General features: G+C 61.0%; 18 protein-coding genes, 1 tRNA gene and 1 pseudogene. 12 read left to right on the forward strand and 8 right to left on the reverse strand.

Going from position 1 to position 16,773, the window contains the following annotated elements:
• Positions 1-236: 236 nt before the first annotated feature.
• Entirely contained in the window at positions 237-518 is a 282-nt protein-coding gene (locus OKW29_RS07655) for a XapX domain-containing protein (RefSeq protein WP_184062564.1), read from the forward strand.
• Between the two features lie 8 nt (positions 519-526).
• Here OKW29_RS07655 and OKW29_RS07660 read toward each other — a convergent pair whose 3' ends face one another.
• Positions 527-853 carry a hypothetical protein gene (locus OKW29_RS07660; RefSeq protein WP_187616621.1) on the reverse strand — a complete coding sequence of 109 codons (327 nt, stop codon included), beginning with the start codon at positions 851-853 and terminating at the stop codon, positions 527-529.
• A 194-nt stretch (positions 854-1,047) separates the two neighbouring features.
• Positions 1,048-2,043, reverse strand: a complete 996-nt coding sequence (locus OKW29_RS07665) for an alpha/beta fold hydrolase (protein ID WP_429290565.1) — start codon at positions 2,041-2,043, stop codon at positions 1,048-1,050.
• A gap of 403 nt (positions 2,044-2,446) precedes the next feature.
• Here OKW29_RS07665 and OKW29_RS07670 point away from each other — a divergent pair.
• The 3 genes and pseudogenes from OKW29_RS07670 to OKW29_RS07680 all read left to right on the forward strand — a co-directional run.
• Positions 2,447-2,524, forward strand: a pseudogene (locus OKW29_RS07670) (DUF1427 family protein); the annotation flags it as partial.
• Between the two features lie 12 nt (positions 2,525-2,536).
• Entirely contained in the window at positions 2,537-4,117 is a 1,581-nt protein-coding gene (locus OKW29_RS07675; RefSeq protein WP_184031332.1) for a cation:proton antiporter, read from the forward strand.
• 41 nt (positions 4,118-4,158) lie between these two features.
• The gene (locus tag OKW29_RS07680; RefSeq protein WP_429290566.1) at positions 4,159-5,043 is read left to right on the forward strand and encodes a pirin family protein; all 885 of its coding nucleotides are present in this window, start codon (positions 4,159-4,161) and stop codon (positions 5,041-5,043) included.
• A 54-nt stretch (positions 5,044-5,097) separates the two neighbouring features.
• On the opposite strand, the gene OKW29_RS07685 is transcribed toward OKW29_RS07680, so the two are convergent.
• Complete coding sequence (locus tag OKW29_RS07685) at positions 5,098-6,804, reverse strand: FAD-dependent oxidoreductase (RefSeq protein ID WP_429290567.1); 1,707 nt, start codon at positions 6,802-6,804, stop codon at positions 5,098-5,100.
• A gap of 238 nt (positions 6,805-7,042) precedes the next feature.
• Between OKW29_RS07685 and OKW29_RS07690 the strand changes: the two genes are divergently transcribed.
• A complete protein-coding gene (locus OKW29_RS07690; protein ID WP_429290568.1) occupies positions 7,043-7,327 on the forward strand; it encodes a DsbA family protein in 285 nt (94 codons plus the stop codon).
• Here the strand turns inward: OKW29_RS07690 and OKW29_RS07695 are convergent.
• Both OKW29_RS07695 and OKW29_RS07700 read right to left on the reverse strand, forming a co-directional pair.
• Complete coding sequence (locus OKW29_RS07695) at positions 7,291-7,890, reverse strand: NADPH-dependent F420 reductase (protein ID WP_429290569.1); 600 nt, start codon at positions 7,888-7,890, stop codon at positions 7,291-7,293. The two genes, OKW29_RS07690 and OKW29_RS07695, sit on opposite strands and share 37 nt — an antisense overlap.
• 233 nt (positions 7,891-8,123) lie before the next feature.
• Positions 8,124-8,858, reverse strand: a complete 735-nt coding sequence (locus tag OKW29_RS07700) for an SDR family NAD(P)-dependent oxidoreductase (RefSeq protein ID WP_429290570.1) — start codon at positions 8,856-8,858, stop codon at positions 8,124-8,126.
• Between the two features lie 130 nt (positions 8,859-8,988).
• Here OKW29_RS07700 and OKW29_RS07705 point away from each other — a divergent pair, with 130 nt between their 5' ends.
• The gene (locus tag OKW29_RS07705; RefSeq protein ID WP_429290571.1) at positions 8,989-9,567 is read left to right on the forward strand and encodes a TetR/AcrR family transcriptional regulator; all 579 of its coding nucleotides are present in this window, start codon (positions 8,989-8,991) and stop codon (positions 9,565-9,567) included.
• A gap of 165 nt (positions 9,568-9,732) precedes the next feature.
• Here the strand turns inward: OKW29_RS07705 and OKW29_RS07710 are convergent, their stop codons facing one another.
• The 3 genes from OKW29_RS07710 to OKW29_RS07720 form a co-directional block, all read right to left on the reverse strand.
• On the reverse strand, positions 9,733-10,044 hold the full coding sequence (locus OKW29_RS07710) for a DUF4148 domain-containing protein (RefSeq protein ID WP_184059863.1): 312 nt from the start codon (positions 10,042-10,044) through the stop codon (positions 9,733-9,735).
• Positions 10,045-10,528: 484 nt separating this feature from the next.
• Positions 10,529-11,485, reverse strand: coding sequence for a 3-hydroxyacyl-CoA dehydrogenase NAD-binding domain-containing protein (locus tag OKW29_RS07715; protein WP_429290572.1), 957 nt, complete (start codon positions 11,483-11,485; stop codon positions 10,529-10,531).
• A gap of 280 nt (positions 11,486-11,765) precedes the next feature.
• Positions 11,766-12,149 (reverse strand): hypothetical protein, encoded by a 384-nt coding sequence (locus OKW29_RS07720; protein ID WP_429290573.1) that lies wholly within the window; start codon positions 12,147-12,149, stop codon positions 11,766-11,768.
• 244 nt (positions 12,150-12,393) lie between these two features.
• Between OKW29_RS07720 and OKW29_RS07725 the strand changes: the two genes are divergently transcribed.
• The 6 genes from OKW29_RS07725 to OKW29_RS07750 all read left to right on the forward strand — a co-directional run bounded on the left by OKW29_RS07725 (position 12,394) and on the right by OKW29_RS07750 (position 16,685).
• A complete protein-coding gene (locus OKW29_RS07725; protein ID WP_184060299.1) occupies positions 12,394-12,837 on the forward strand; it encodes an Hsp20/alpha crystallin family protein in 444 nt (147 codons plus the stop codon).
• 28 nt (positions 12,838-12,865) lie between these two features.
• Entirely contained in the window at positions 12,866-13,273 is a 408-nt protein-coding gene (locus OKW29_RS07730; RefSeq protein WP_429290574.1) for an Hsp20/alpha crystallin family protein, read from the forward strand.
• Between the two features lie 284 nt (positions 13,274-13,557).
• Positions 13,558-14,121 (forward strand): Hsp20/alpha crystallin family protein, encoded by a 564-nt coding sequence (locus OKW29_RS07735; protein ID WP_429290757.1) that lies wholly within the window; start codon positions 13,558-13,560, stop codon positions 14,119-14,121.
• 48 nt (positions 14,122-14,169) lie between these two features.
• Positions 14,170-14,245: transfer RNA gene (locus OKW29_RS07740), tRNA-Lys, on the forward strand.
• A gap of 145 nt (positions 14,246-14,390) precedes the next feature.
• Entirely contained in the window at positions 14,391-15,212 is an 822-nt protein-coding gene (locus OKW29_RS07745) for a S1 family peptidase (protein ID WP_429290575.1), read from the forward strand.
• Between the two features lie 207 nt (positions 15,213-15,419).
• Positions 15,420-16,685 (forward strand): IS256 family transposase, encoded by a 1,266-nt coding sequence (locus OKW29_RS07750; protein ID WP_429290576.1) that lies wholly within the window; start codon positions 15,420-15,422, stop codon positions 16,683-16,685.
• The last annotated feature ends 88 nt before the right edge of the window (positions 16,686-16,773 follow it).

Below are 16,773 nucleotides of genomic sequence, written 5' to 3' on the forward strand. Positions count from 1 at the left end.
ATGACCGGCAGGCGTCCAATGTGCATTGGCGCTGGGCAATTCGACATCCAGCTCCGGTTATTTGACACGCAAGGACAGAGCAGCAACAACTAAAAAGGGATTAAATTTTATTGCCCAAAGAATTAATCTTAAAAGCTCTTAATTGGTATTTTCTTAATCCAGAGTAGCCGGTAGTCTTTCCACGAATTCGCTGGGCAGATCCTGTAACGGGACAGGTCGTCAATGAGACTCGCACTATGAAACCGTATATCCTTTCCTTGTTGGCCGGCATCCTTGCCGGGGTCGTCTACGGTGCGATCGGCGTGCAATCGCCGGCCCCGCCCACCATTGCGCTGACGGGCCTGCTCGGCATGCTGGCCGGCGAGCAGATACTTCCCCTCGCACGCAGGGTGCTCTCCGGTTACAAGTTGGGTGCCGCATGGCGCGAGGCGAAATGCAGCCAGCACATGTTCGGCTCGCTGCCGGGCGCTCAAGGCTCCAACGCGGCCGCAAGGGACCAGCAGTCATCCTCATTCTGAGCGGCGCTTCACCGAAGCCGCGGTAAATTCGAGGCGGTTGTCTTCACAGCGGTCTTGCTGCGGCGGAGCAGCTTGACCTGGGACTGCGCGATGTCACTCCATGTCTGCTCCGCTCGACGCACGGCGCAATCAAACGACTCGTCTTCCACCGTGCAGCGACCGTCTACCGTGATCAGCCACCCCTTGCGCGTACGCGTGCAACTCACGCGTCCGTCTTCCATGAGGTCGGCGTACCAGCGCCAGACACGCGCATCGTCAGCGTTCGCACGAACGGCGGCAGCGAGACGCGCGATCTCGAGGCTATGCGGGTGCGAGCCTTGCAGTTTCAAACCCATTTCATTCCCTTTTCGAAGCCACTCAAAACTGGGCGCCAGGAGCAAGAGGCCTGTTTCGCGTTCGTTCGTATGGTGGTCGCGATAGGCATCGAGCTGAGGCGACGCGCGCCTGAAAGTCCTTGTGACAAGCTGAAGAGTTCTGAACAGACGCGCGTTGCCTCGCAGGCGCGTCACGCAGATCTCGTCGTAGCGCCTCAGGACTTGAGGAACGCGAGCAGGTCCGCATTGACCTGATCGACGTGCGTGCTGCACATGCCGTGCGGCGCGCCCTTGTACACCTTGAGCGTCGCGTTCTTGACGATCTTCGCCGAGAGCTTCGCCGAATCGTCGATCGGCACGATCTGGTCGTCGTCGCCGTGCAGGATCAGCGTGGGCACGCTGATCTTCTTGAGGTCGTCGGTGTAGTCGACTTCAGAGAATTGCTTGATGCACTCATACTGGCCTTTGATCGAACCGGCCATGCCCTGGCGCCAGAAGTCCTGCACGAGGCCCTGCGAGACTTTCGCGTCGGGGCGGTTGAAGCCGTAGAACGGCGTGGCCAGATCCAGATAGAACTGCGAGCGGTTCGCCGCCACGCCCGCGCGGATGTTGTCGAACACCGACATCGGCAGACCGTTCGGATTGTTCGCAGACTTGACCATTTGCGGCGGCACTGCGCCGATCAGCACGGCCTTCGCCACGCGCTTTTCGCCATGGCGGCCGATGTAATGCGCCACCTCGCCGCCGCCCGTGGAATGGCCCACGAGCATCGCGCCCTTCACGTCGAGCGCGTCCAGCACAGCCGCGAGATCGTCGGCGTAGGTGTTCATGTCGTTGCCCTCGGACGGCTGGCCCGAACGGCCATGGCCGCGGCGGTCGTGCGCGATTACCCGGTAGCCCTGATTCACCAGGAAGAGCATCTGCGCGTCCCACGCGTCAGCCGAGAGCGGCCAGCCGTGCGAGCAGACGACCGGCATGCCCGTGCCCCAGTCCTTGAAGAAGATCTGCGTGCCGTCCTTCGCGCTCACGTAGTTGCCGCCGTGATGATGCGAGGTGCCATGCGTATGCGCCGAGCCGCCCGTCACGGACGCGGCTGCGTTCGCGGACAGGCTCGACATGGCTGCCACGGCGCCGGCCATGCCCGCACTTGCCGAAAGCAGCCTGCGGCGCGACGCCGAAGGCCTGGTCGAATCGATTTGCTGGGTGTTCATGCTAGATCTCCGTCGTTGCATCGCCGCGCGCGGGCGTGGCGACGACCTTGCGTGTTGAGATGGATAGCGATGCGGCGAGGAGCGAGAACTCGCTGAATAGCGCCACATGCCGGCAGGCACTCTAATGACGCAAGCGGCCGAAGTCCTTGGCGCAAACTGAAAAGTTCTGAAACGAAGCCGCAATGCCTTTGCGCCCAGCGAGGCACAAAAGCTTTAGCCACGATTCGGCGCCGTCGTCGCGCTCACGCACGACTCCAAAGCTCGGTCGAACGGATATCTCGCATGCGCCAGAGATTAAATATTCTTAATCAGACTCTGGCTGATTCCAGACGAACCTATACTTTTTCCGCGAGCCTTTCGCGTAGTTCCTGTCACGCCACGTTCACCAACCAAGACTCGCATCATGAAACCGTACATCCTTTCGCTGCTTGCCGGTACTCTCGCCGGGGTCGTCTACGGTCTGATCGACGTGCAATCCCCGGGCTTCTAGCGGATGAACAACGTCGAGTTTTTTCATTACCTCCTGCTGTTGATCTGCGGAGCGGGCGCCCTGACGTGGCTCGCGGAGCGCATCGCGATCCCGCCTGCCGTCGTTCTGCTGCTCGGCGGCTGTGTGATCGCAGTCGCCGGCAGGCGCGTACCCGACGTGGACCCGAACCTGCTGCTCGCGGCCGTGCTGCCGCCGCTGCTGATGTCGAGTTCGTTCTATACGGCGTGGAAGGAATTCCAACGCGGCATCGGCACGATCGTTTCGCTCGTGCTCGGGGCCGTGACATTCACCACCGTCGCCGTGGCCGTCGCCGTGCATGCCTTCAACCCGAACCTGCCATGGGCGGCGTGCTTCACGCTCGGTGCGATCGTCTCGCCGCCCGACGCGGTCGCCGCCAAAGCGATCCTTCAGCGCCACCCGCTACCCGCCAGGCTCGTGGCCGTGCTGGAAGGCGAAAGCCTCGTGAACGACGCGTCGGGCCTGCTGCTCTATCAGATGGCGGTCTCGGCAGCGCTAGCCGCGACGATCACGGTCACGAGCGGATCGGTGCTGTTCTTTACGCTTACCCTGATCGGCATCGCGGTCGGCATCGTGTGCGGCCAGGCCATGTGTTGGGTGCTGCCGCGTCTGGGCGATCCGATGCTCGGCATCGTCGTGACCTTCGTTATGGCGTGGGCCAGCTACGGTATCGCGGAGGCCGTCGGCGGATCGGGTGTGCTGTCCGTCGTGACCTGCGGTCTCGTGCTCGGCATCCGCCAGCATCGGGTATTCGACGCTGATATGCGCATAAAAGCCAAGGCGACCTGGGAAGCGGTCGTGTTCGTGCTCGAGGCGCTGGTCTTCATCCTGATCGGCCTCACACTGCATGCACTCCTCTCACGGGTGAATCACGAATCGGCCGTGTTGACGGCCGGGCTGCGTGTCGCGTTGCCGGCAACTGCGGCAGCCATCGTTGCGCGCCTCGCATGGGTGTTTGCTGCGATCTGGCTGCCCGACCAGATACGCGCGAAACGCTCGGGCCGCGAGCCGTGGAGCTTCAAGGAAGCGGTTGTGCTCGGCTGGGCGGGTATGCGCGGCGTCGTCAGTCTGGCGGCCGCAATCGCGCTGCCAGACAATTTCCCCGGCCGCGACCTGATCGTCTTCAGCACATTTCTGCTGATCATCGCGACGCTTGTCGTGCAGGGTGGCAGCCTCGCGCCGCTCATCCGGCTGCTGAAACTGCGCCCGACAGCCCGTCACACCATGTCCGAGCATGAGGCGCGCGCCCATGCGTTCGGCGCCTCTCTCGCTGCGCTCGAGGAAATCGACGAGCGCTCGTCCGGCATCGAACGCGCGACGTTCGAGCGGCTGCTAGCCGAATACCGGATTCGCGTCACCGCGAACGAAAGCGCATACCAGTTGGGTGCGGACCGGATCGAACACCGTGCGCACTTCCTGCGTGTCGAACTCGAACTCGTTGGCGTGTCGCGTGAGGCATTGCTCGGCCTGCATCGCGACGGCAAGGTGGACGACGCGGTCCTGCATCGCATCGAATCCGAACTTGATTTCGAGGAGTTGCGGCTGTTGCGGCTGCTCGAACCGTGACGGCTTGCCTCCACCTCGGCCCTTAACGAAAGGTATTCATCATGCCCACTACGATCAAGGCTCTGCTCACGCCGCGCGAAAGCGACATCGGCAACCTGATCGTGCGGCGCGTGCTTCCCGCCCGTGCCGCGCGCCTCGTCGGACCATTCATTTTCTTCGACCATATGGGGCCAGCCGTGCTGCCCGCTGGCAGCGGCGTGGATGTGCTGCCGCATCCGCATATCGGCCTCGCGACCGTCACGTACCTGTTCGAAGGCTCGTTCATGCATCACGACAGCCTCGGCTATCGACAGAAAATCGTACCCGGTGACGTGAACTGGATGACGGCCGGTCGCGGCATCGTCCATTCAGAACGCACGCCGCTGGAGGATCGGCCAGTTGAACAGGCGATCCACGGCATTCAGACCTGGGTCGCGCTGCCTGTCGAACACGAAGACGCCGCGCCCGCGTTCATTCATCATCCGGCCGATACGCTGCCGACGTTCACGCGCGACGGGGCAACCGTACATGTGATCGCAGGCACGGCTTTCGGGAAGACCTCGCCGGTCGAAGTCTTTTCACCCACGCTCTACGTCTATGCCGAGTTCGCGGCTGCCGGTCGCCTTGCACTCGATGCCGAGCACGAGGAGCGCGGCGTCTATCTCGTCGACGGAGATCTGGCCATCGACGGGACGCCGTTGTCTCCGACAACGATGGCCGTGCTGGAGCCGCGTGCAACGGTCGAACTCGCCAGCGCGAATGGCGCGCGCGTGATGCTCCTCGGCGGCGCGCACCTGCCGGGCGAACGCTTCATCGAGTGGAATTTCGTGTCTGGTTCGCGCGAGAAAATTGTGGCTGCGCGGCAAGCCTGGGCTGCGCGGACCTTCGGCAAAGTGCCTGGCGAAGAGCATGAGTGGACGCCTCAACCCGAGCGTGGCGCACATTGAGCATCGACTTGGGGAGCGATTGCGTTTGGCCCGTCATGCCGCTCATTGCGCGCCTCAAGAAGCCTTGACGCGCGCTTCGTCTCGACCGAGCCACGCATGAATCTGACTGACTACCGCTGCGCCGTCTCCTACCGCTGCGGCCACCCGCTTCGGCGCCCCTGATCGGACGTCGCCGATCGCGAAAAGCCCCGGCACATTCGTCTCGAGTGGGAAGCGCTCAGTGCCTGCGTTCGCATCGGGCGGCCCCGTTTCGACAAAGCCGCGCTCATCCAGTTGAACGCCCATCGATGTCAACCAGTCTGTTTTTGGATCGGCGCCGATGAACAGGAAAAGATGCTGTATCTCAATGAGCTCACTGCCCTGTTCGTGATGAAAGACGCGAATTCGCTCAAGACCACCGTCGCTCGCTTCCAGTGATTCAAGCGTGCATCTTGCGCAGATCGACACGTTTGGCAGAGCGCTGAGCCGGTCTATCAGGTAACGGGACATGGTGGCTTCGAGACTATGGCCACGTATCAAAACGCGTATGCTTTTCGCAAAGTTGGCGAGAAAGACGGCAGCCTGCCCAGCCGAGTTACCGCCACCGATCAGCACAACGTCTTTCCCGCTGACTAGACGCGCCTCGATGGGCGACGCCCAATAGTAGATCCCTCTGCCCTCGAAGCGCTCAAGGCCCGTCACGGAAGGCTTTCGATACACCGCTCCGCTCGCGACCACGACTGTCCGCGCACGCACGCACTGTCGATCGGAAAGTGCGAGCACGAAGTTGCCCGCCGCGCCCTCGACCCGATCGACCGCAGTGGGAATGGCCACGTGAGCACCAAATTTCAATGCCTGCTGAAACGCGCGTGCTGCAAGAGCTTGCCCCGATATGCCAGTCGGAAAGCCAAGGTAGTTCTCGATACGTGCGCTCGCACCGGCCTGACCACCTGGCGCGCGCCGATCGAAAACGACGGCCGAAAGCCCCTCCGACGCCGCGTAAACGGCCGCCGCGAGGCCCGCCGGACCCGCGCCGATGATAGCGATGTCGTAGCACTGCGACGCACAGAACGTCGGCACCAGGCCGAGCCGGGTGGCGAGCTCCACTTCGTCGGGCGCCCTCAGGACCGACCCGTCCGGGCAAAAAACAAGCGGGAAATCGTCGGCCTTCGAAGTGAGGCCGGCGAGCAGCTGCACGGCGTCCGAATCCTTGTGTGCATCGATCACCGCAGCCGGATAGGCATTGCGCCGCAAAAAGCCTTGCAGGCGGACCACCCTCGCGTCGTCACCCTTGCCGACGATAATGGGACCGAGCCCCTGCTCGATGAGCCCGAGACGCCTCAGGATCAACGCGCGCATGATGTGCTCGCCCAACTGGGCGTCCGCGATGATCAGCGCCCGCAACTGCTCTGAGTTCAGGACGAGCGTATCGCAGTCAGTCATGGCAATCGCGTCCACCAGCGACGGTTTGCCGGTGAGTTGCGCCATTTCGGCCATGAAATGGCCGTCATGATGGTCTGTCACGACCGTGGTACGCCCTTGCGGGTCGCACGAATAGATCCGCACACTCCCGCGCAGCAAGATGAATAGCCCTTCTGCAATGCTCCCCGTCCTGAAGATCGAATCGCCGGCCTTGAACGACTTCTGGCGGCCATAGCGGCTCGCACTGCGTATCTCCGCATTGGAGAGGCGCGGAAACATTTGATGCTGCCGATATTCAAGGGACGAAAACGGAAGTTCAGAGTCGAGTGAGCTTGCGTTCGTATTACCTGCGTCGATCATATTCGCCTCGCCTGTCGACCGCGTTAAGTTCGAGTCCGGATGTTAGCAACATCAAGCCCAAAAGTTCTTGTTGCGAAGCGGAATAGTTCTGAAGAGACCAGCAACCCTAGGGGAAGCGCTTTCCCATCGAATGGGCCATTGCGCCACGCGCAACACGAGCTCGCGCGCTGAGTATATTCAGCTGGGAGCTCGTGTTGTTTTGCCTGGTGAGCATCGCAACTTGCCCACGGGGCATGCCATGGAACGCTCAAAAATCACGATCGCCTACGACTTCATTTGTCCATGGTGCTGGATCGGACATCGAAATCTGGAGGCCGGCAAGGCCCTTGACGAACTTCCCGAATTAGATGTTCGTTATCTTCCGTTCGAATTGAACCCGGAAATACCGCCTCAAGGGATGCACCGGCGCGCCTACCGAAGGCTCGAGTTCGGTAGCTGGACTCGCTCGGAAATGCTGGGCGAACGTGACTTTGCCGTGACGCGCCGCTATTTGAACTTGACGAGATCCTTGAAGATCAGTTGAGCCCAGGTATTCCCCCTGGCCTGGACGAGCGAACCGCCATCCTTGAGCGGTCCTAGCGCAATCGGCGCGAAACCGAGTTGTTCAGCCAGAGCCGCGACCGGTGCCACCGCACTTTCGTCATCGCTCGACAGAAACACGACGCGGCTGCCGCCATTCACACTCGGATCAGCGGCCAGAACGGCGGCGGGCAGATGGTTAAAACCCTTTACGAACCTGGACCCGGTAAACGCTTTGGCGACAACTGCGGAGGACGGCAGACCTTGTAGCTCTTCGACGGGAACGCCATAAGCATTTGTCGCGTCGATGACCGTCTTGCCCTTCCAACTCTTGATCTGCTTCGCGACCTCGCGGTGCTCCCAGAAAGGAACCGCCAGGAAGATCGTGTCGGACGCGATTGCATCCTGCAGCGTCCTGGGGACGACGGTAGGGCCGATCGCTCGTGCCTGCTGCATCAACGTCTCGGGAGGGCGCCGGCTGGCGACCGTTACGTCGATGTTCTTTCTTGCAAACGCTCGAGCGAGTGCCTGGCCTACCGCGCCAAAGCCAATAATCGAATAGCTCATGCGAACTCTCCATTCAGGTGACGTTTTGATCAACCACGGACTCGTGTTAGTTGGTAACCGGGCGCGCGGCACCGTTGCCCGCGTTAGGCGCCTCGCTGCGCGCGATGCGCCACGCGAGCCGCAGCAGACACGCGGAGCCGAGCGCCTTCGCCGCCGTTTGCAGCGCAGCGCGAGCAGACGTGACAATATCCGCTGGACAATCACCGAAACCAATCCAGCTTTTCGGCGCGATTTCAGATAGCCGATAAGCCACCGTCGACAGACAATTCCACCCCATTCACGAAGCTCGAATCGTCTGAAGCAAGAAACAGCGCGACCGCCGCAATTTCCTCAGGACGCCCCATCTTTCCCCGCGGGATCAGGGATTCGAACATCCGCTTCGCCTCCTCGGTGAGAACCTGGTCCTGCATCGGTGTGGCGATCGGCCCCGGGCTCAGCACGTTCACCCGGATATTCCTGCCCTTCAGTTCGTTGAGCCAAGTGCGTGCGAATGAGCGCAATGCCGCCTTGCTCGCCGCATACACGCCGTAACCAGGAAAACCCTTCACCGAAGCAACTGACCCGGTCATGAAGATCGATCCACCATCGTTGAACAGCGGCAACGCCTTCTGAACCGTAAACAGCGTGCCGCGCGTATTCAGGCCGAATTCCGCATCGAAGTGCTGCTCGGTAATCTCGCCCAGCGGGACGGCTTTGCCCGTGCCAGCGCTCGCGTACAGGATGTCGATCTTGCCCTTTTCACGCCTGACTGTATCGAACAGACGGTCAAGGTCGTCGAGATTGGCCGCGTCGCCGCGCACACCGGTCACGTTCCGGCCAATCTGCTTGACGGCCTCGTCGAGCACCTCCTGCCTCCGGCCCGTGATGAAAACATAGGCGCCTTCTTCAACGAACCGCTTGGCGCTCGCCAGCGCCATGCCGCTCGATCCGCCCGTGATGACTGCAACCTTACCCTCAAGCTTTCCCATGACATCTCCTTTCGTGGTGTCGGACAGCGTCTCGGTTCCCATTTGCACAAATGTGCTGTATCTTGTGGATCACTGATCCAGATACAGTTTCATTTTATACGGATCACCGATCCGATTGTCAAGGCGATTTATGCGAGCCGACGCCAGAAAAAATTACAGCCATCTACTTGCGGTCGCGCGTGACGTCGTCACCGAGCATGGCGCCGATGCGTCCATGCGAGATATCGCCCGCCGGGCCGACGTCGGGTTGGCCACACTGTTTCGCCATTTCCCGACACGAGAAGCCTTGTTCGAAGCGTTGCTGCGTATGAACGTGGACGAACTGATACAGCAGGCAGCCAAACTAGAAACGTCGAATCCGCCTGACGAAGCGCTGGTGTCCTGGTTTCGCGAAGGGGTTGCATTCGTTCGTAGCTATAGCGGCATTTGCGCCTTGTTCGCGACCGCGCACGCGGACCCTGACTCCGCGCTTCACGCTTCGAGCACAGCGCTGCGTTCAGCGGGCGCGCGACTACTGCGCCGTGCTCAGGCCGAGGGAACGGCGCGCGCCGATATGGATGGGGTCGACCTGTTCGCCCTGATGTCGGCGCTCGGCTGGCTCGACGGCCAACCCGGATTCGCGCCACGCGGGGATCATCTCTTTCACATTGTTACGAGCGCCATCCTGACAAACCGGTCGAGCAACGATGTCGAGATGGCAACGCGTTGAATCAGATCGCCGACGCATACTTTCCTACCAGGAAAGCCCCGGGGATTCGAACCAGACGGCGGAAAGCTGACTGGAGCCGACACTCGAATGGCCATTACCGCACTTGATCGATCGGCCGCTGCTGGCCGCGCGGAGACATCCGGGTCAGTCCTCGATCTCTCTATCTCAGCCGGGTTGAAGGTGCTGGCACTCCGTTTGGAACCAATAGTCGACCAGGCGCTGTGCCGCTTGTAGATCATCCGGGTAATACGGATCATCAAACCACGGTGACGGGTCGTAGCCCGCTTTCCTCAAGGCAGCGAGTTCGCTTTGGTGCTGCGCCATCGTAGGGGGCGCGTTTGTCTTGAGCGCCGCCAGGTCGCGGCACTCTGTCGGAGTGAGGTGCGGCCCGGTATACGGCATGCCACCAGCGACACAGCCGGTGAGCAAAATCACCAGAGCGGGAAGTATTGACTGTGTTCCAGGCCGATTTCTCATAGTACGTCTCCTTCCCTGCGCCGCGCCGTGAGCCAACTCGTAGTGCGCACCGTTGCCGCTGCAGGTGGAAAATGCTCGCCTTCGACGCATGTCACTTCGAAGCCGGAGCCGGAGCCGGAGCCGGCGTCGCCTTCTCTCACCACCTTGCAGATGCCACACGTCTGAACCTTCTCGCCCGGTTTGTGCCCTTCGGCCCTATCACGCTCCTTCGGTTGATCCGCCGCAGGAGCAGCAAGCATCGTTCCTCCCGGCTACCGCGGAGGTTGGTCAGCGAGGCGCGCCGCGAATAGGATCGCGCGAGGTTCGCATCGGCGGAGTCTCGGTCAGATTCAATGTGTGCCAACGATATCTGCATCCAGATCCCGCTCACCTGCAGGTATCGTCCGGCTACGGGATCCGAGAAAGATTTCGCTTCGCCTCCAGCAATTCGATCAGCGCTTGATCGCGCTGGCGAAGCATTTCTGAAAAATCGTATAACTGAAGTTCAGCATCGACCCCTCGCAATAGACTCAATGTAGTCGTCCGTGGCCGAATATTTGCCCCGGTCTCTAGCCCACTCACGCTGGACGGCACCCAGATGCTGCAGCACATGCGTGATGCCACCGGATCCTCCGGAAGCGTGAAGATTGAGAAACGGACCGAGCAGTGCCCAGCGCAGGCCTGGGCCGTAGGAGATCACGGCATCGACGTCCTCCACAGAGACGATCCCGCGCTGTACAAGACTGATGGCTTCTTGCCCTATCGCCACTTGCAGACGGTTGGCGATATGACCTTTGACTTCTTTAACGATTCTGACGACTTTCTTGCCCGTTGAGGAATAGAACGTCATAGCCTTCGCAATGTTTTCGGGCGATGTAAGTCTGCCGCGACCGACCTCTACCAGCGGCATGATGTGGGACGGATTGAATGGATGTCCCAGGACGATTCGTTCCGGGTACTTCGCGCCTGCTTCAATGTCGCTGATCGCCAGCCCCGACGACGACGATGCGATGATCGCCTCTGCCCTTGCCACCGATTCGATGCTCACGATCAACGCGTGTTTGATATACAGACGCTCAGGGCCGCTTTCTTGAATGAAATCGGCGTTGCGCACCGCCGAGCCCACGTCAGGCGGGAACGTCAACTTGTCGTCTTCGAGTCCGACGCGCACGTCCCCTCCCAGCAACAGCGAGTTCATCGCGGCAGGCAACTGCGCCGCGCCGATAGCGCTGACGTTGAAGACGGCGTTGCGGGGCAGATGATCGATCATCGTCTGCAACAGCCGGGGCGTGTAGGGTAACGCGCCCTGGAACGCATTGGCGCCGATCACGATATTGATAAAGTGCGGCGCGTCGTCGAGCCCCTCGTTGATGGCGCGCTGAACTCCTGGACGATGTCGGCGAGGCTGACCGGCCACAAGGGGACCCTCGACGACGTAGGCTACATCGTCGACAATCGCCATTTTTTGACGCATGCGGGCGTCTTATCAGTTGTGTCGCGCCGTTCCGGAAGCCGATTGATCGAATCCAGGCGGCGAACAATCTGCGTTCGAATGCGCTATCAGGGATATGACACGCTCTTCGAGACCCTCCCGCATCCGGCTGCAGGATGCTCCGCAATGAGGGCGGCCGAATCCGGTCGGATACTCCTCATTGCATTGCAGCAAAGGCGCCGCCGCCATCCGCACCGGCAGGCGCGCAGTTCGCCCCTTGCCGATCCCCCGCTCCTTGCCTGCCGCGACGTCACTGGATCAGCGGCACCACGCCGAGCTTTTCAGCCAGCATCCTTTCGTAGACACCAAAGTGCAGATCGACCTCTTCCTGGGTGACCACGGTCACGAAAATAGTGATCTGCGCGGGCTGCAGGCCCAGGACCGTCGCGATCGCCGCTTCAAGCGGCGGCGCGCATAGCCGGTCGTCGGCGAATGTGGTGCCGACAGCAATCTCGTAAGCGGACTCCTGCCGGAACACCACTTCAACCAGCCGCGCCCGGGCGCTCATGTTGCTGTCGATCGCCAGCCGGATGACTTCGACCGCCGTGCGCATCGTCTCGGTCGGGAACCCCTTTGTTGAGCGCAACCGGATACGGTGACGCCCAAGAGTGAGCCAATCGTATTCGAATTCCATGGTGTCCTCGCATGGTGTTGCAGGGTGTCGTGAACGTAGGGGTGTGGCAATCCAAATTCAAGAACAAAAAGTCGCCATGACCCACTTGAAATTTCTGTTTCCAATCCTATCTTAGATATCGCTCAGGCAGTCGCGCCAGCATGGCGGCGCGCTGCGTGTTTCGATTTGTTTGCCGCAGCATGGCAGACGGACTGGAGCGCGTATGCCGGTTCGTTTCCCTGCTGCATCCAAGGAGGAAACGATCATGAGTGATCTCTACTTCGGGACCGACCTTTTCAGCGAGTTCGACCGTCTGCAACGGCAGATGGCGAGTCTCTTCGGCGGTTTCCCGTCCAGTATCCGCTCGGGGCGCCTGGGCGCCTTCCCGCAGGTCAACATCGGTTCGACCGACGACTCTATCGAGATCGTCGCGTTCGCGCCCGGTATCGATCCGGCGCATCTCGACGTATCCATCGACAAAGGGCTGCTGACCATCAGCGGCGAGCGCCAGACGGGACAGCCGGAAGCGGCCGGCGACGACGTGCGTACTTATGCGCAGGAGCGGTTCGTCGGCACCTTCCGGCGCGTCATTGAACTGCCGCAGCATGCGGACCCTGACAAGGTCACGGCGCAGTACACCAATGGTTGCCTGACCGTGAGCATCGGCAAGCGGGAGACGTCGAAGCCGCGGGCCATCACTGTTCAATGAAACCGGTCGCAGAACTGAGGAGGACATCATGAACGACACCACAGAACTTGCCAGAAAAGACGAAACGGCGGTGGCCCGTCGCGAAGACGAGCAGTCGCAACGCCCGATCACGCTAACGCCGCCCGTAGACATCTTCGAGGACAGCCAGGGCATCACCCTGTGGGCCGATCTGCCCGGCGTTACAAAGGACCGCCTTGATGTGAAGGTACACGATGGCAACCTGTCCATCGAAGCCGAGGCGGTGGTGCCCACGCCGGCGGGGCTGCGCCTGCAGCATGCGGAGATCCGGCAGCCGCATTTCGCGCGGGCGTTCGCTCTTGGGGCTGACTTCGACGCAACGAAAATCGATGCGAACCTGAAAGACGGCGTGCTGAAACTGACGATACCGCGCCGCGACGAAGCCCGGCCGCGCCGGATCGAGGTGCGGACGGACTGAAGTCGGCAGGTGGGCAGCAACGACAGGGAGAAAACCGGTGGCGGTCGTCTGGCCGCCACCTACTGACTGCGGAGGCCTGGATGGGGACGTCGTACATGAATGCTGGCGCGGACGCACGCTCAGCATACGGCGCGGTGCCGGTACGGAGCTCAGGACGCGCCGCGGATCGCGACGCGGCCGTGACGGCGTTCCGCAGATGCAGTCCGGAATGTCGAGGGCAGAGTCGCGACTTCAGCGCAATGACAGGAATCCGGTTCTCCGGCCAGACTGTAGAGGAGGATACGATGAATACGGATCCGAAAAAATGGAATCCCTTCAAGTTCCTACGCGGGGCGGCCCGCAAGTCCGATGCGGACAGCCCGGAAAGCCCCCCGGCGAACGAACAGTGGCGTGCCCCGTGGCCTGACATTCCGCGGCTGTTCGCACGCGAACCGTGGCGTGCTTTGGAAGAGTTCTTCCATGACCCGTTTGCAGGTCGCGGCGCCCTCGAACGATGGTTTGGCGACTTCAGTTCATCGCGCTTCCAGCCGCGCATCGACGTGGTCGACGAAGGGAAGGTGTTGCGCGTGACCGCCGAGTTGCCCGGGATGGAGCGCGAAGACCTGAGTGTGAGCGTCGAGGACGGGGCGATCGTGTTGCGCGGCGAAAAGAAACAGGACGTGCGCAGCGAGGAAGACGGCTGCTACCGGCTCGAGCGCGCCTATGGAAGCTTCATGCGCACGATTCCGATGCCGGAAAACGCCGACCCCGGTCACGCCCTGGCAAAGTTTGATAACGGTGTGCTCACGTTGACCGTGCCGAAATCGGAGCCGGCGCGATCCACGAGTCGCACGATCGATATCGGCTAGGGCAACCAGCCAAGAAGTGCCCTGGTCGCGGTGGACATCGGGCGAGACGGGCCGTTAGCTCAGTTGGTAGAGCAGCGGACTTTTAATCCGTTGGTCACTGGTTCGAATCCAGTACGGCCTACCAAAAGATTCAAGGGCTTAGCGTTCGCGCTAGGCCCTTTTTCTTTTCCGACTGTCAACGAAGTGTCAACGGCGTTGTTGTGGCGGCCCGCGATTTGGCTTAATTCGCCGAGTATGATTGAACCTCTTCCGATCTCAAGGGGGGCTCTATGGAGCGGGAAATAGCCAAGGTCGGGGCGTCTCCCAAAGATGGCTTCGATGTGCGGTCAAGCACCGGAAGCAAGGTCGATCCATCTTCGGCGATCTTCGCAATCATCCGTCAACCGGACCCGCCTTACGGCGACCTGACAGTCATCGGAACGGGCTTTTACATTTGCCACTATGGGCTGTTTGCCACCGCCAAGCATGTACTTAAGGAATGCTTGGATAAACGCGGTCAGCCAACCATACCGTTGAGCATCGTTCATCGATTTCCCCTGACTCAAACGGTGCAAGTACGTCCAATCATTAGAGCCTTTCTACATGACTCCTCGGACGTCGCGGTCGGAATGGCCGCCCCGATGCAGCATCGGACGACGCGGGAGAATTTATGGAGCGACTCGGTGGTGCTGAGCGCGTCAGAAGCATCAATCGGCGACAAAATCGCCACGTACGCGTACCCGAACGCGACGACGGAGCGCATAGCAGACGATTGGCACAAGGCGCATTTGTATCCACTTTTTTACGAAGGCACGGTGGTCGAATGCTACCCGCACGGGCGTGATCGAGTCATGATGCCGGGGCCTTGTTTTCGGACGTCAATGCATATGCATGGAGGAGCAAGCGGAGGCCCTGTGTTTGACCTACGATCCGGGCGCGTATGCGGAATTGACAGCACTGCTTTTCCTGACAGCCCCGACGTGTCATTTGTCTCAATGGTGTCGCCGTTGCTTCAGCTAGACATAGAAGGGGTGACGTTCGATGCTTCTACCCCACCCCAAACCGTCAAATTGGCTCGCCTCGTTGAGTTAGGCATTGTTCCTTACGAGTAATGTCTCTTTGTACAAGGCGGCCCTCGATCAAAACAGCCTGTCCGCTTGACGTCTTAGACGCTTTTTGGGATCGCTTCAGCGCTGCGGAGGAGCTAAGCTCGAATCTGGTGTATGGGGGATTTGAGGCGGGAGATTGAAGACGGTGGAGGTTTCAGCTGAGAATCTGATTGTCGAAGTCGGAAACCAGCAAACAACAAACCATCCACCATGAGCAAGTTTACGGAAAAAGAAGTCGTCGGTCTATCGGAAGTCGGTCTGGGCTTGGACGATCTGGTGCGCCAGGGCGCGCGGGAGGTGATCCAGCAGGCAATCGAAGCAGAGCTGTCGGCGCTGCTGGAGCGGTTCGAGAACGTTAAAACCCTGCACGGACAGCGTGCCGTGGTGCGCAATGGCTATCTGCCGGAGCGCGAGGTGCTGACGGCGGCCGGCCCCATTGCGGTGAAGGTGCCGAAGGTTCGCGATCGATCAGGATCAGGTGTGAAGTTCAATTCATCGATTGTGCCGCCGTATGTGAGGAAGTCGCCGCGCGTGAGTGCCGCGCTGCCGTGGCTGTATCTGAAGGGCATTTCGACGGGCGACATGAGCGAAGCGCTGGGCGTGCTGCTGGGCGAGGACGCCAAGGGGTTGTCGGCGAACGTGGTAAGTCGCCTGAAGGCGCAATGGGGCGATGAGCACGCCAGCTGGAGCCGGCGTGATCTGTCGAACTCGCGCTACGTGTACTGGTGGGTCGACGGCATTCATACCGGCCTGCGGAGTGAGAGCTCGGACGGCCAGTGCCTGCTGGTGATCATCGGCGTGAGGCCGGATGGGCGCAAGGAGCGTGTGGCAATCGGCGACGGGTATCGGGAGTCGAAGGCGTCCTGGCAGGAGCTGCTGCTCGATCTGAAATCGCGAGGCTTGCAGGGTGGTCCGCTGCTGGCCGTCGGTGATGGCGCAATGGGCTTCTGGGCCGCACTGGAGGAAGTGTTTCCTGCAACGCGCGGCCAGCGCTGCTGGTTTCACAAGATGGGCAACGTGCTCAACGCGCTGCCGAAGTCGCAACAGGGGCGCGCGAAGGCCGACCTGCAGGCGATCTGGATGGCGGCGACGCGCGCCGACGCGTACGCCGCGTTCGATCGTTTCGTGACGGTCTACGCCGCGAAATATCCGAAGGCGACCGAAACGCTGAAGAAGGACCGGGAGAGCCTGCTGGCGTTTTACGACTTCCCCGCCGAGCACTGGCAGCATTTGCGCACGACGAATGCGATTGAGTCGACATTCGCGACCGTGCGCCACCGGACGACTCGCACCCGCAACTGCGTGTCGCGACCAACCTTCCTCGGTCTGGCATTCAAGCTGATCGAGGAAGCCGAGAAAACCTGGCGCCGTATCAACGGCCCTGAGCAGATCAAGCTGTTGCTGGAGGGCATTGCCTTCAGGGACGGCGAACCGGTGCAAGGCGATCAACCGGTTCAGCAGAAACTCGCCGCCTGAAGTCGAACGCTATCAGCTGCCCATACACCACTCTTGACGTTAGCTCAGCGCGGAGTGTGGCTGCCGTTCCTAGGTAATTCGACAGCAA

This window comes from Paraburkholderia sp. CI3, from assembly GCF_050436505.1.
GTDB classification, from domain to species: domain Bacteria; phylum Pseudomonadota; class Gammaproteobacteria; order Burkholderiales; family Burkholderiaceae; genus Paraburkholderia; species Paraburkholderia tuberum.

Bases quoted from the DNA above. Each gene is read 5' to 3' on its own strand.
- OKW29_RS07715 (WP_429290572.1), bottom strand. From the start codon at position 11,485: ATGGCGATTGTCGACGATGTAGCCTACGTCGTCGAGGGTCCCCTTGTG.
- OKW29_RS07730 (WP_429290574.1), top strand. From the start codon at position 12,866: ATGAACGACACCACAGAACTTGCCAGAAAAGACGAAACGGCGGTGGCC.
- OKW29_RS07665 (WP_429290565.1), bottom strand. From the start codon at position 2,043: ATGAACACCCAGCAAATCGATTCGACCAGGCCTTCGGCGTCGCGCCGC.
- OKW29_RS07750 (WP_429290576.1), top strand. From the start codon at position 15,420: ATGAGCAAGTTTACGGAAAAAGAAGTCGTCGGTCTATCGGAAGTCGGT.
- OKW29_RS07655 (WP_184062564.1), top strand. From the start codon at position 237: ATGAAACCGTATATCCTTTCCTTGTTGGCCGGCATCCTTGCCGGGGTC.
- OKW29_RS07735 (WP_429290757.1), top strand. From the start codon at position 13,558: ATGAATACGGATCCGAAAAAATGGAATCCCTTCAAGTTCCTACGCGGG.
- OKW29_RS07745 (WP_429290575.1), top strand. From the start codon at position 14,391: ATGGAGCGGGAAATAGCCAAGGTCGGGGCGTCTCCCAAAGATGGCTTC.
- OKW29_RS07675 (WP_184031332.1), top strand. From the start codon at position 2,537: ATGAACAACGTCGAGTTTTTTCATTACCTCCTGCTGTTGATCTGCGGA.
- OKW29_RS07690 (WP_429290568.1), top strand. From the start codon at position 7,043: ATGGAACGCTCAAAAATCACGATCGCCTACGACTTCATTTGTCCATGG.
- OKW29_RS07720 (WP_429290573.1), bottom strand. From the start codon at position 12,149: ATGGAATTCGAATACGATTGGCTCACTCTTGGGCGTCACCGTATCCGG.
- OKW29_RS07710 (WP_184059863.1), bottom strand. From the start codon at position 10,044: ATGAGAAATCGGCCTGGAACACAGTCAATACTTCCCGCTCTGGTGATT.
- OKW29_RS07680 (WP_429290566.1), top strand. From the start codon at position 4,159: ATGCCCACTACGATCAAGGCTCTGCTCACGCCGCGCGAAAGCGACATC.
- OKW29_RS07700 (WP_429290570.1), bottom strand. From the start codon at position 8,858: ATGGGAAAGCTTGAGGGTAAGGTTGCAGTCATCACGGGCGGATCGAGC.
- OKW29_RS07705 (WP_429290571.1), top strand. From the start codon at position 8,989: ATGCGAGCCGACGCCAGAAAAAATTACAGCCATCTACTTGCGGTCGCG.
- OKW29_RS07725 (WP_184060299.1), top strand. From the start codon at position 12,394: ATGAGTGATCTCTACTTCGGGACCGACCTTTTCAGCGAGTTCGACCGT.
- OKW29_RS07685 (WP_429290567.1), bottom strand. From the start codon at position 6,804: ATGATCGACGCAGGTAATACGAACGCAAGCTCACTCGACTCTGAACTT.
- OKW29_RS07660 (WP_187616621.1), bottom strand. From the start codon at position 853: ATGGGTTTGAAACTGCAAGGCTCGCACCCGCATAGCCTCGAGATCGCG.
- OKW29_RS07695 (WP_429290569.1), bottom strand. From the start codon at position 7,890: ATGAGCTATTCGATTATTGGCTTTGGCGCGGTAGGCCAGGCACTCGCT.